This is a genomic window from Mesorhizobium sp. M0923, assembly GCF_040319365.1.
In the GTDB taxonomy this organism is placed as follows: domain Bacteria; phylum Pseudomonadota; class Alphaproteobacteria; order Rhizobiales; family Rhizobiaceae; genus Mesorhizobium.
Genome location: NZ_JAMYNW010000031.1, coordinates 49,343 through 61,855 on the forward strand (window position 1 = coordinate 49,343; position 12,513 = coordinate 61,855).

10 protein-coding genes and 2 pseudogenes are annotated in these 12,513 nt (G+C 61.8%); 6 read left to right on the forward strand and 6 right to left on the reverse strand.

What is annotated here, in order from left to right; all coding sequences use genetic code 11:
* Positions 1 to 916: 916 nt before the first annotated feature.
* The gene (locus tag NKH89_RS32600; RefSeq protein WP_051409794.1) at positions 917 to 2,047 is read right to left on the reverse strand and encodes a site-specific integrase; all 1,131 of its coding nucleotides are present in this window, start codon (positions 2,045 to 2,047) and stop codon (positions 917 to 919) included.
* Positions 2,048 to 2,322: 275 nt separating this feature from the next.
* Between NKH89_RS32600 and NKH89_RS32605 the strand changes: the two genes are divergently transcribed.
* The 4 genes from NKH89_RS32605 to scpB all read left to right on the forward strand — a co-directional run bounded on the left by NKH89_RS32605 (position 2,323) and on the right by scpB (position 5,111).
* Positions 2,323 to 2,619, forward strand: a complete 297-nt coding sequence (locus tag NKH89_RS32605; RefSeq protein WP_352468047.1) for a hypothetical protein — start codon at positions 2,323 to 2,325, stop codon at positions 2,617 to 2,619.
* Entirely contained in the window at positions 2,609 to 3,202 is a 594-nt protein-coding gene (locus tag NKH89_RS32610) for a type II toxin-antitoxin system VapC family toxin (RefSeq protein ID WP_023723123.1), read from the forward strand. Before NKH89_RS32605 ends, NKH89_RS32610 begins: the two co-directional genes overlap by 11 nt.
* A 242-nt stretch (positions 3,203 to 3,444) precedes the next feature.
* Complete coding sequence (locus NKH89_RS32615) at positions 3,445 to 4,395, forward strand: DUF1403 family protein (protein ID WP_352516347.1); 951 nt, start codon at positions 3,445 to 3,447, stop codon at positions 4,393 to 4,395.
* Positions 4,396 to 4,397: 2 nt separating this feature from the next.
* Positions 4,398 to 5,111, forward strand: coding sequence for an SMC-Scp complex subunit ScpB (gene scpB, locus NKH89_RS32620; protein ID WP_352468048.1), 714 nt, complete (start codon positions 4,398 to 4,400; stop codon positions 5,109 to 5,111).
* A gap of 132 nt (positions 5,112 to 5,243) precedes the next feature.
* Here the strand turns inward: scpB and NKH89_RS32625 are convergent, their stop codons facing one another.
* From NKH89_RS32625 to NKH89_RS32635, 3 genes and pseudogenes are all read right to left on the reverse strand, one after another.
* Positions 5,244 to 5,678, reverse strand: coding sequence for an RES family NAD+ phosphorylase (locus tag NKH89_RS32625; RefSeq protein WP_352516346.1), 435 nt, complete (start codon positions 5,676 to 5,678; stop codon positions 5,244 to 5,246).
* Positions 5,675 to 6,061, reverse strand: coding sequence for a hypothetical protein (locus NKH89_RS32630; RefSeq protein WP_023680933.1), 387 nt, complete (start codon positions 6,059 to 6,061; stop codon positions 5,675 to 5,677). Before NKH89_RS32630 ends, NKH89_RS32625 begins: the two co-directional genes overlap by 4 nt.
* Before the next feature lie 89 nt (positions 6,062 to 6,150).
* Positions 6,151 to 6,387: pseudogene (locus tag NKH89_RS32635) on the reverse strand (hypothetical protein); the annotation flags it as partial.
* A 246-nt stretch (positions 6,388 to 6,633) separates the two neighbouring features.
* Between NKH89_RS32635 and NKH89_RS32640 the strand changes: the two are divergent.
* Positions 6,634 to 8,028: a Do family serine endopeptidase gene (locus NKH89_RS32640; RefSeq protein WP_031195538.1), complete on the forward strand. Its 1,395-nt coding sequence runs from the start codon at positions 6,634 to 6,636 to the stop codon at positions 8,026 to 8,028.
* A 62-nt stretch (positions 8,029 to 8,090) separates the two neighbouring features.
* Here NKH89_RS32640 and NKH89_RS32645 read toward each other — a convergent pair whose 3' ends face one another.
* Both NKH89_RS32645 and NKH89_RS32650 read right to left on the reverse strand, forming a co-directional pair.
* A complete protein-coding gene (locus NKH89_RS32645; protein WP_156937504.1) occupies positions 8,091 to 8,579 on the reverse strand; it encodes a hypothetical protein in 489 nt (162 codons plus the stop codon).
* 223 nt (positions 8,580 to 8,802) lie between these two features.
* On the reverse strand, positions 8,803 to 9,537 hold the full coding sequence (locus NKH89_RS32650) for a thermonuclease family protein (RefSeq protein WP_352496426.1): 735 nt from the start codon (positions 9,535 to 9,537) through the stop codon (positions 8,803 to 8,805).
* Between the two features lie 1,243 nt (positions 9,538 to 10,780).
* On the opposite strand from NKH89_RS32650, the pseudogene NKH89_RS32655 reads away from it, so the two are divergent.
* Positions 10,781 to 11,760: pseudogene (locus NKH89_RS32655) on the forward strand (IS110 family RNA-guided transposase); the annotation flags it as partial.
* Between the last annotated feature and the right edge of the window lie 753 nt (positions 11,761 to 12,513).

The window sequence follows — 12,513 nt, forward strand, 5'->3', positions numbered from 1 at the left end:
TACGCGGTTTTTCCGTTACTGGAGGTATGCCCGATTCGGAGAATTCGAGCAAATGGACACAGGGCAGTTCCCAGCTGGGAACTTTTCGCTATCGCTGGCTTCCCTGTGCCGTCAAAGTTGCGCATCAGGCATTGAAAAAGACAGCTATGAAGTTGGTTACGCAGCATGGGGGCACGGGCGGGCCCCGTTGCCCGTTTTGTTCTCGTAGATAGTCGACGTTGGTGTACCGGTTGGCCTCTGGCTTCCGCGTACGGCCGCGAGCGACCTACAAAAGCGCAGGTAGGTTTCGGCGCATGGAGAGATACCCCCTCCCCCCACTTTGGCGCGGCGGCGAAATTCCCGTTGTGACGGAGGCACTGAGCTCGCGCAGTCCTAGGGAAGTCACCATCCTTTGCGTCGGGGACGATGGGTTGTGTTTGTAATGCAGCCATGCCGCGCCGCTTCCGATGTCACTTCGGTGAACGCCCCCAGGCAGACAAGTTAGACGCCCCACGGCCCCTACCCTGCAACGAGGCATTCCTTCCGGGCCGAGCGACTCTCGCGAATGGCAACTCAGCGGCTAGGATCTATCGCCAGGCGTCCCACGCGATTTGACAGCAATCAGCACCGTTTGGCACGTGGGCGTCCTGTCCACGCGCACTTTCCTCCAGCGTCGAGCAAGAGGCTCCTGCAGTCGCCAGGCAACTTCCCTCGGGGGCTAGTCCAAGTGTCGGCGAAGGATCCTGGAGAACTCATCGAGAAGCAACTTCTCGCACAACCCGTATTTTGAGTTCCCAGCTGGGAACAGCTCTTCAAGTTGGAGGCTTGCGCCCGCACCAATAAACCTTAGAAACCCATCAACTTGATGGTTGGATCTGTGGCGCCGGGGTGGATTGGCGCATCCAGAGGCACCTGCGGCTGGGGGGCGTACCGCACTCTACAATCCTGACGCCTTAGTTAGATTGACGCGGAAGCGATCGCGCCGGCGCTGGTATTTGCGTGTCATCTCTGCCGAGGCGTGACCAAGCTGCTTCTGCACGTAGCGCTCGTCAACCTCGGCAGAGGAGGCGAGGCCAGCGCGCAGCGAATGGCCGGAAAACTTTTGGCCGCGCTCGCCCTCGGAAAGATCACCGCGCACGCCGGCGGCCAAGGCCGCGCGTTTGACCAGCCGCGCCACCTCCTGATCGTTGAGCCGCTCGGCGCCCACAGCTTTGCCCTGCCCCGTGACGCGGCGGAAGAGGGGGCCATGCGCGATGCGGGCCAGCTTCAGCCAGGTCTGCAGGGCGACGACCGGGCAGGTGGCATCGGACGAGCCGCGGCCAATCTCGACCTCGCGCCAGCCGGTCTTGCCTCGCAGCGTAACCAGCACGCCCTTGTCCGGGAAAAATTCAATCCAGCCGCAGCCGTCCTCGGTTTGATCGCGCGCAACATCGAGGCCCACGATTTCGGAGCGGCGCAAGCCGCCGGCGAAGCCCAAAAGCAACATGGCGCGGCCGCGCAGACCGCGCAGCGTGCCACGATCGAGCGTTTCCAGCATGGCGACAAGATCGTCGCGCAGGATGGCTTCCTTTTGACGGGGAGGGGAGGCGTGTTTATTGCGGATGCCGGCGAGCACGGTGGCGATATGCCGGTCCTTCCGGTCGAGCGGTTGACCGCGTTGCGTATAGTTCCAGGTCAGCGACGACAGGCGGCGCTCAATGGTCGACACAGACTTTTTGTCCCGTTCCGATCCTGAGGCCTGGGCCGTGATGTAGAGGCCGACGACTTGTGGATCTGGCGGCAGCGGATCAAACGCCTGGCGCCGGCACCAGGCGCAAAAATGCTTCCAGTCGGCGGCATAGGCGCGACGGGTGTTTGCCGAACTCGCCGCCTCGACGTAATCGCGCGCGCGGTCGGCCAGCTTTTCGAGATGGGCAGGCAGTGATGCTCGTCGCGAGTCGAGGACCTGCGTGGGAGGAGCGGGAGCCTCATCCGGATGCCCCATTTCCATGACGACGTCGACAATGTCAGGCAGGTCGCTGGTGTCGACCGCGTCGATGGGCGTCATGAAATTACGGGGACTGCCCATCGAAACTCTCGATCATTTGAATGTCACAGTGGTGCGATTCTGAGAGCCCCAACGTGCGACCAAAGCGCCCAATTGTCCACCGCGAGGTGCTTGACCAGTAGCTCCCGAGATTTGCGCCGGTCGCGTACGACCACACGCTGGGTCGTGCTTTAGCATGACCGGGCGACGGACCATGTCCGATCCAGTGTTGACCCTCCTAGGGCCCTCTTTCTCAGTGCCGATCCTTGCCTTCATGTTCAACATCCCTTATGTTTCGTTCAACAGGAGAATCCAGGATGAGCGTACGTGGCGCAACGGCAGCCGAAAGCGAGGAGCGGATCGCCCACACCCGGAACCGTCTGGTGCTTGAGCAGGCGAGGGCGGTCGGCCTTCTCGGCGCGGCCAAGAACACACGCCTTTCCGGGAGGGTGCCGTCGGAATTGATCGAGGCGGCAAAAAAGCGCGCTCATGTGACCTCCGACACTGAACTGCTGGAGCTCGCCTTGTCGCGGCTGGCCCTCGAGGACGATTTTGGCGCCCAGCTCGTCCGCCGCAAGGGCAGCATCTCCGCAGACATTGATCTTGGCGTTTGATCTCGGGAGCGCACTGCGTTCCCTCAAACCACAGCGGCGTGCCGGCGGGCTGGAACGGCGGCCGGATTCCGCTCTGTCCTGGGCAGGGGACCAGCCGCCTGTCGGCGGTGCATTGCTTCTCGACACGAGCGTCTATCTGGATGTCCTTCAGGGGCGCACGCCCAAAGTGGTCGATGACCTTCTGATCTATAGGCTCTGTCAGCACTCGGCCGTCTGCCTTGCCGAGCTCAGCCACCTGTTCGGCCGGCTCGACCCAGCGCACCCCACGACGAAGTCGGTCCTGAAAGTGGTTGCAGGCACGATTGAAGACATTCCAGTGCACCGGCTGCATGCACCCGACGCCACCGCCTGGGGACGCGCCGGCATGCTTGCCGGCCTGCTGTTCCGGCTGAGCCGTCTGCCGAAAGGGGAGGGCCATGAACGCCGCTTCCTCAACGATGCGCTGATCTTTCACCAGGCCGGTCTGCTGGGCGCGACGGTCCTGACCGGCAATGTTGGGGATTTCGATTACCTCAACCAGCTTGTTCCGTCGGTGCGTGTGATCTTCTACCGGCCGGTGACAGACTTGCGCCCGCAGGGTTGAAAGCGTCTGTGGCAGATGCCCGTGCACCGTGATCGTCCAACCTCCTTTAATGACCACCAGTCTTCAAAAAGGTCGCTGACACTCTCCTGCGACCGTTGAACCGCGGGCGACAGCGGCCATTTCTAACGTAATGACAGACACGAACGATAAGGCATTATCGTTCGTCATTGTGCAACGACAGGCTGTGCGTTTGAGCCCTCGAATGATGGCGTAAAGCGCACGCCCAGTTTACCATGTCAGACATGATTCGAGCCGACCCCTCACCTGTTAGCGCTCCTCTGCCGCCGCGTGTGCCGGGCTGGGCGCTGCCAGACGGGCCAGTTTCGAGCGATGCCGATGCCGCGTTTTGGGCTGGGGCAGCCTTGACTTCGCTCGATAATCTGGTGCGTTCGGAGCCGCCCTGGGCCGGTGCCTGGCGGCAGGGGCGGGCCTTGAAATGCGCCGCCGCCGTTCGGCTGGCCGGCCGCAGCGAGGACGAGGCCGCCCTGCGCGATGCCTGGTATATGCGTCCCCCCGACACCGATCCTGGACCTGCCGGCGCTGTTTTGGGCGCCTGGCGACAACTGGCGTTGCGGCCGCCGGTGGTCAATGCCGCGAGACTGGCCGAAGTGGTCGCGCTGCTCGGCTTGCGCTGGGACGATGCCTTTGCCGATCTTCCCGAGGTGATCGACAATCTTGCCCGTTCCGGGCGACCGGCGCCGTTCGCTGCCGGGGCAATCGCCGGCTACGTGGTCGCAATGCGGTCGGAGGCCGAAACGCTGGCCTGGTGGTGTGCCGATCTGGTCTTGGCGCAAAAGCTGCGCTGGTCGCGGCCCGTGCCAATGTTGGTGGCGCAGGCGTTTGCTCCGGCCTTCCATGCTGAAGGCGGACGCGGCAAACGGATCCGGCCTGGAGGGGAAGGGTTTGAGCGGGCAGTATGCGTGGCGCTGGCGCAGGGCGCGGCGGATGCCTGCCGGGTCGCCGGCGAAATTTCTCGGCGGGCTGAGCGGCTTATGGCGGTGGCGCCTAAGCTCCGCGCCAAAGGCGCAGGTGAGGCGATCGCAAAACTGCTCGACAATGATGCCGTCTCCGGCTCGCTCGTGACCAAAAACCTGTCGCGGTTCGGGTCACGGCGGCTGTTCGACCGGTTGATAGAATTCGAGGCAGTGCGTGAATTGTCGGGACGGCCGACCTTCCGGCTGTATGGGCTCTAGCGATGGCCGACCAAACGGCCCAGAGAAAAGAAAATGCCCAGCCATCGCTGCTCGACACTGAGTTGGAACACCTGCCGGCGGAGTTGCGCTGGCGCGAATGGATGGGTCGCGTCGAAGCGGTGATTTTTGCGGCCAACACGCCGGTGATGCGCGAGACGCTGGCGCGGGTCGTCGGAAGAAGCTGCAACATCGACCTGGTTATCGACGACATTCGCGAAGAATTGCGCGGCCGGCCCTATGAACTGGTGTCGGTCGCCGGCGGTTGGCAGCACCGGACCAGGAGGGTCTACTCCGATGCAATTCGAGCTGCCACGGGGCAGGGTACGGATGGCGGGCCGGGGTCAAAACCCCTGTCGCAGTCCGAGGCGCTGATCTTGATGTGCATTGCGTATTTCCAGCCGATCACCCGGGCCGAGCTGTCGAGCTTCTTCGGCAAGGAGATCTCGCGCGACCTGATCGGCGTGCTGCGATCGCAGGATTTTATCGCTTCGGGTCCGCGCTCGCCGCAACCTGGCGCGCCCTATACTTATGTGACGACGAAAACTTTTCTCTCGCAGTTCGGGCTCGACACGCTGCGCCAGCTACCGGATTTCGAGGCGCTTGAGGACGCAGGGCTGCTGTCGAAGGAGAAGCTGCTGGCCGGCGATATTCCAGCCGGGCTGGCGAGCGGGGAGGGCGACGGCGAGGACGATGTCGTTGGGGACCAAGCGCCGTGACGGGGGACGTCGTCGCGTTGCGATCCCAGAGACGGTCGATAACTCAGCACCAGGACGACTGGTCGTGCGGCAACCGTTGATCGGGATCGTGAACCGCGACATGGTCGCTGTCGACAAGATTGGCCGGAAAGATCACCAGATTGGTGCCGCCGGCGTGACGCAGCGACGGAACAGGATGCCGCGAAGTCCGGCGGTGATGACCAGATCCGCGAGCTTCCACGATGGCGGGATCTTCTTGTCGATGCGAGCGACCTGGCGCCAGGCACAATCCCACTCCTTCCACGGGCCGTCCCAGATGTCCGGGTCGAAACCCTGCGAAAGGTCGGCTACCTCGGCGAGCGTGATCTTGTAAGCGGCAAGGGTGGCGGGCGGGGTGATGCTGGCTCCCTGCTTGTATTCATCAAGCGCCGTCTGGGTCGCACGCGACAGATAAAGTGCTTCGATGCCTGGCCGGTTGAAACGACCGCCGTCCATCGCTGCGCCTGCACCGCTGGTGGGCAGGAAAGCCCATTTGGGAGTCAGATAGCGATGGAAGATTTCGTCTGGACCGATGCGGGTGATCCTCACCCGCGCGCACCATTCTCGAGATCCCGGATAAAGGCCAGAACCGCCTCGACCTGGCCGCCCGCGACGAGCTCGGCTGCGGTACGATGGCCATAGTCGGCGATCGGTTCATTGCGGTACCAAAAGATCGCCTTGTTGACGTCGCCGGTGAGTTCCGTCGCCGCCGAGATCACTTTCACCATCTCGCGCATCCGGCCCTGCAGGCGCTCCGATGAGGGATTGCGGAGCGTGTTGCGGTGGACACCGGTCAGCTGGGCCAAGTTGGCCACCTTCACGCCCAGCGCCTGCGACAGGCGCTTCGGCGAGATATAAGGCGTGCGCGGCTCCTGCAGGCTATCGACAAAGCCGGAAATCACCGTGGAATGTGCGAGCTGTGCGTGGGCCATGACAAATCTCCGACCTCTCATATGCACAATATATGCACATTCCGATGCATAGCAAGTGGACGGAGGCATCGTCTTGTCCCCAACATGGAGCTGACCGGTTCGGTTGCTCCCGGCGGCATGCGTAGCGCCGGCACCGATTCCACCGCACAGGCATCCGATGCCCAGGACGAAAGGATTGCACGCTTCTCCTGGACGTCCAGCGTCGCGTCAGTCAGCACGTCCTGAGGTCGCTCGAAATGCCGTGCTGGATGGAGCAACCGGTCAAGAAAAACATCAGGACCCTCGGGCCCGATTGGGGGAAAACTCGTCGAAATGGCTCCTTCCATCGATGGTCCTCCGCTTTGAATAGTCTCCTTTGTTGATGTCATCTTTGGTGGCTCTCGCGATTTTCACCAGCCGAAATTTTGGAGAGTTTCGAGCAAATTTCAATGGCCCGACAAGGCCAAATCCTCGCAGTTCAGCCCACGATCAACATTTTTTCGAACCGGTGAAACAATCGGCGTGAATGTCAGTTGTTGCGTCTGGGAAAAGTCGCGCGGCAGCGCCAGGGCGGTCGGGCAGGAGAATCAATCATGTCTTACATTGCCAGGAAGCGACTGAGCATGGGCCTCGTCGCAGGAATCTTGATGCTCTCGGCTGGCGGCTTTGCTCCGGTTTCAGCACAGGAAATCCCGAACGACTTCAGCGCAATCCTGCGTCAGAAGCTGCCGGCCGTGGTCGCGATCACGACGAGGCAGATCATCCAGGACCAAACGATGCTCGACGATTTTCTCAACCCCTTCGACAGCCGCGGGCCTGCCCAGCCGCAGGTGCGAGAAGCTCTCGGCTCCGGCTTCGTGGTCAGTCCGGAGGGCTACATCGTCACCAACAATCATGTCGTGGCCGACTCCACCGAAATCCACGTCGTATTCTCCGATAAGGAGACTTCGCGCGCGCGACTTGTGGGCCGCGATCCAGCAACCGACATCGCGGTGCTGAAGGTCGATCCACGCCCCAACATGACGACCACCGCCTGGGGTGACTCTGACGCAATGCAGCCGGGTGCCTGGACGATCGCGATTGGCAGTCCCTTCGGGCTCGGGGGAACCGTGACCGTCGGCGTTCTTTCCGCCCGCTCGCGCGACATCCAGGCCGGCCCTTACGACGATTTCCTCCAGACAGACGCCTCGATCAACAGAGGCAATTCCGGCGGCCCGCTGTTTAACGCGCGCGGCGAAGTGATCGGCGTCAACACGGCCATCGTCTCGCCATCGGGCGGCAGCATCGGCATCGGTTTCGCCGTGCCGTCCCGAACTGCACGAAGCGTCGCCGATCAGCTGATCCGTACCGGCCGGATTGACCGCGGCTTCATCGGAGTGCGTCTCCAGGAGGTGACGCCGTCGCTTGCCCAAGCGCTTGGGATATCGAGCACCAAGGGAGCGCTGGTCGCCTCGGTCGAGCCCGGCAGTCCGGCGGAGAAGGCCGGCCTACAATCGGGCGATGTAATCACCCGGTTCAGCGGCAAGGACATCCAGGGCGTCCATGACTTGACACTGGCGGCAGCGAACGAAAAGCCAGGGTCGAAAGCGACGCTGACAAGGAACCGCGGCGGCTCCCAGCAGGAGGTGGAGCTGACCGTCGGCCAACGCAAGGACGAGGAGGTGCAGACCGGTGCCGTTCCGAGTCCGGAAGCGGCGGACCAACGCCTCGGGCTGTCGCTCAGCACCATTCCGGACGAAGCGCGCCAGCAACTCGGTCTGCAGCCGGGTACCACCGGCGTGTTTATCCAGGAAGTGGCGCCGAATAGCCCCGCCGCCGAGAACGGCCTTCGACCTGGCGACGTGATTGTCTCGGCCAACAACCGGGATGTGGCACAGCCGTCAGATATCCAGGAGGAGTGGGCAAGATCCCGGCAGCAGCACAAGCCCATTCTGTTGCGCATAAACAGGCAAGGACAATCGCTCTTCATTGCCCTAGCTGCTTCCTGACGTAGCGTGCGTCGAAACCAAAAATGTGGCAAAGTTTCCGTTCCGTATCCGAAAGAACGGAATCAGGTCGCCGGAGCCCAAACATCACTCCAGCCGCCTCCTCCCATCTCGCGCGCGGCAAAAAGCAGCCAGCCGGCCGTGGCTCCCATCATCGTCCGCACTTGAGCAGCTCGTGCCGAGCCCGTGTCAATTTTGACGCACTCCGTTCCTATATAGCGTGATAGAAGACCTTCGCCGCGTTGGCGATGATGAAGACCGGCCTTGCCGGAACCGCGCAGCGAGCGCCCTTCCCGAAGACGCCATATGACCACATCTCGCACGGTCATTGTTGAGACGGCAGCGTCAAAGTTCGCCGCATCAGTTGCAACGAGTTCTGGAAAATCAGGCCGGACTTGATGCCAGCGAATGATAACGTCAGGTCGGCTCGCCGTGTTCTGCATCGCTCGTTGTCGATGGGTGGCGATCATAATCGATGGGCGGGGCAACATAACTTCGGCCTCGGCTCTGCCGAACTCCCTGCCGATTTGGAATGCCGCTGAAAGCTGTCTCATGAACGGAGGGCTGCACGTATTTTGGAGGCATCGTTGGATCTTCCCGCTTTCATTTAGTCGACAATAGCTGGTCCGCTTGGAACGGCAGTCCGTCACCGTTCAAAAGCCACCCGTCGAGGCGGCCCTTTCATTAGGAACCCCTCCACATGACCAAACCCACCCCAACGCGCCGCGGCGCCAACACCGACGTGCGTGCGACCGTGAAGCGGCAGCACCTGCAGGTTCAACACTGGCTTTCGCAGGCGATGCCGTCTTTGTCGCGGTCTAGCTTGCGGCCCCAAGAGCAGTTGGCTGGGTACCAACTTGCTTCATCGCACGAGCTGATTTGGGAACAGGTGCGCCGCGGCTCGCATGAATAGCCGCTTTGTGCGACCTGATGGCGGTTGATTAAGCCAAGCGGCTGGTTAGAAAGCGGCCGGTTGTCGGCATGCGCTAGACGCCACACCCAAGGCGCCTGAAAAGTTCCGGCCCACAGACCGAGCTTTGCCGCCTCTGCCTTCGCCTGCTGCCCCGCATAGGCGCCGTGGCTGTAGAGGGGCCAGTCCAGTGCCAAGCCCTGCTCGACAAGCCAGCGCTGAACGCTACGACCGCCCGCCCGATCGCAGTTCCCGACAAGACGCCCGTACCGATCACGATCGACAAAACTGCAATGCAGCGGTCGCGAAGCTGCCAGGAACTTGTCCAAGGCTTGGGCAGCGCGGCGCCCGCATGGGTAGTCAAAGCCCTTGGCGTCGTCGCAGTGCTGACGGCTCTCGGGCGCGTCGATGCCATTGAAACGAATCCTTTGGCCTGCAATCTCTACTGTGTCGCCATCGATCACCGAGGCGCGGCCTTCCATGTGGCCAGGCAATGGTTCTGTCCAGTTTGTTATCGTGCTCTGTTGGCCGGCGGTGCTCTGGATCGCGAATTGGGTGACTGCGGCGGCAAGCGTGCCGGCGCCGAGGAAGATCAGCCCCAAGAGGGGTCGCGGCAGCCGCCGTAACGGCATTCTTCTGCCGGCGCGCCTTCGCCAGCGGTCAGCCTGATTGGCGCCTTGATAACGGTGGCCTTTGCCCACGCCCGCTCTCCCGGAAGAGAGAATGCCGCCATTCCGGGCGAGAGTCCAGAAGCTGCACTAGCCGGTCGGCAACTGGTCAACGCGGGGGGCACCGGCTCAGCCTTTCAACCGTCTCAACTATGGCCTTCGCAAGCGGGCATCAAGGTCCGCGTGAAGCACCTCCGGGGCGAGGAAGACCTTCGGCACGCCTCGCTGCAGGATTTTTGGGATGAAGACTAGAACGCCGTTTGTGTCTCCAAGACGCGACAACGCAAAGTTCACCGGCCCGGCCAAGCGCCGACTATTTGACAAGCGCGCAAATGGCGTATGCTGTCAGCGTCCAAGCTGTTGGGGACGTAGCGGCTACATGCGCTTGTGCTACCCACCCTGGAGCTGGGGAAGTAACCGGCAAGCTCCTAGAAATTAGAGCATTTGAATTTGACGCGCTGGCACCGCCACCTATGACGACTTTTGGCTTGGGACACCAAGCCTGTGCGGATTTGTCTGGGCTTGTATCACTCGCGCTTGCATACTGGGTGATTTCCCAACCGCCGACGCCGTCCTTCCCCGCCGGACCCTCAGCCCCCATTGCACCTCTAGGTCCCTGCTTGCCGGGAAGACCTTGTGGACCGACAGGCCCTTGGGGCCCTGGGGGGCCTGCCGTTGTGCAACCTGCAAGGAGGGCGACGCATCCTAGAGCGGTAATAATTCTCATGACCACCTTCCCGGTTTCCCGGTGAGTTGACGACAAAAAACATTCGCCAAATCAACCGAATGTACCACCACGCGATTGTCGTGGATAGGAACGCGATCGGCGGCTAACGGAACGTCGCATATGCGCCGTGACGACGGGCGGCCAGCAATCGTAGCGTAGAGTGTTGACGCGCCTTCCTTGCCGTTGAAGCTCTCGATGAAGCCGTATCCGGCATGATGTTCTTGGTGCCATCGTTTGTTCGGTACGTCAGGTTCGTTAAGCTTGGCGCATCCGGGCCACGGGGCACCGGGAGCACGCAAGTGCGGGCAGGCCGGCGTATGCAGATGAACTGCGAGTTCGAGCACATTATCTGGCCGCCCCTACGACTCGCCCGGATGCGCTGCGAGTGCGGATCCGTATTTGTCGTGTTGCCCGCTCGCTCCCTGTTCGTGACCAACGATGGAGGGAACCGTGCGTATTATCGGCATGGACATACACCGCGTAACCGCCGAGGTCGTGTCGTTGCTTGATGGCGAGATCGTCAAGCTCGGCCGCGTTCAAATGCTGCGCAATAAGCTCGAGGAGTTCGCCAGGAAGGAACTCACCCACGATGATCATGTGGTGATCGAGGCGACAGGCAATGCTGCTGCCGTCGCTGAAGTGCTGTCGCCCTACGTCCATCGGATCGTGATCGCCAATCCCAAGCAGGTGCACATGATCGCGCACGCGAAGGTGAAGACTGACACGATCGACGCACTGTCCTTGCGAAGCTCTACGCCTCGGGCTTTCTGCCGGAGGTCTGGGTTCCGGATCCGGGGACCCTTGCCCTCCGAAGACAGGTCACCAGGCGGACACAGCTGGTTCGCCAGCGTTCGCGGCTGAAGAACCTGATCCAGTCAATCCTCCACGCCCACCTGATCCCGCCGTGTCCGCATGGGAACCTCGTCGGGATCAGCGGGCGCAAATGGCTGACGAGGCAAATATTGCCTGCGGATGAGCGCGCCGCCATCGAGCGCCACCTCGGCTTGATTAACCAGATCAACGAGACGTTGACGGTGGTCGAGGCGGATATAGCCGTACATGCCCTTCAGGATCCGACAATCCGCCGCCTGATGACGTTGCCCGGCCTCGACGTCACCGTGGCTGCGAGCGTTGCCGCGGCAATCGGCGACATACGGCGCTTCAGCGATCCACAGAAGCTCGTTGACTATCTTGGCCTCAATCCGAGCGTGCGGCAGTCCGGTGAGGGGCCAGCCTATGACGGGCGCATCACGAAGCAGGGCCGCGGCCATGCGCGGGGGATGCTGGTCGAGGCGGCATGGGCGGCTGTGCGATCGCCAGGACCTCTTCGCGCCTCCCACAAGCGGATCGCCTCGCGCCGCGGGAAGCACATCGCGGCCGTCGCCACTGCGCGCAAGCTTGCAATGATCATCTGGCACATGCTGAGCAAGGATACCGCAAAAAAGCCTCGGCGCTGGGTCGTTGCGCCGAGGCTTTGGGCACGTACAAGCTACACCAACATGTCCGTTTATAAACGTGCGCTAATAATGTAAAAAACGGTGAACCACGCACAGGCGGAAGGGCGCACGCTCAAAGCTGGGGTGAAGCGGCAATATCAGTCATGACAAGTTGCGCGCCCTGATTGTTCCACCTGGCTTTCGACCGAACGAGGGGACGAGGATGTCGGCTGTGTTGATTTGGCAAGATGATGTACTCCGTCACCGCTCATGCCGATGAAGGGAGGCTTGAACCGCAAATCTCGAAATGTCTAGTGATGGCCACTGGGACCCCGCACATTCGGGGATTCGAAGCTGATTTTCAGGTGGTGCTAAGCAAGGCCGGCAAGGTGGAGACGATCACCGTTATGCTAGGTATGCTCATACATCGCGCTTTGCTCTGAGTGGCGGCCCAGCAGCTTGGGTTAGGGGGGCCGCTGGGCCTGACCAGCGAGCGTTCGGGAATGCTCGACTGGCCGGTTAGTATTTTAGATAAATCTAATATAATCGAACCATGCGAACGAAGTACGCGGCGGTAAGAAAGTGGCTGGCGTCCGATTCACTTACCGCGCGGTTTTGCCTTGGGTTCTGGCGAGCTTTCGGAGGGGTTTGCAGCCAATTTTGCAGATCGCCGATCTGTTACCCACAGGGACTTTTTCCTCGCCACCAATTCGTCACGATCGCCCTCAGCGGTCGCTCGGCTATGCA

Coding starts and splice junctions, on each gene's coding strand:
- NKH89_RS32600 (WP_051409794.1), bottom strand. CDS start 2,047: ATGGGCAGTCCCCGTAATTTCATGACGCCCATCGACGCGGTCGACACC.
- NKH89_RS32605 (WP_352468047.1), top strand. CDS start 2,323: ATGAGCGTACGTGGCGCAACGGCAGCCGAAAGCGAGGAGCGGATCGCC.
- NKH89_RS32615 (WP_352516347.1), top strand. CDS start 3,445: ATGATTCGAGCCGACCCCTCACCTGTTAGCGCTCCTCTGCCGCCGCGT.
- scpB (WP_352468048.1), top strand. CDS start 4,398: ATGGCCGACCAAACGGCCCAGAGAAAAGAAAATGCCCAGCCATCGCTG.
- NKH89_RS32630 (WP_023680933.1), bottom strand. CDS start 6,061: ATGGCCCACGCACAGCTCGCACATTCCACGGTGATTTCCGGCTTTGTC.
- NKH89_RS32640 (WP_031195538.1), top strand. CDS start 6,634: ATGTCTTACATTGCCAGGAAGCGACTGAGCATGGGCCTCGTCGCAGGA.
- NKH89_RS32645 (WP_156937504.1), bottom strand. CDS start 8,579: ATGAGACAGCTTTCAGCGGCATTCCAAATCGGCAGGGAGTTCGGCAGA.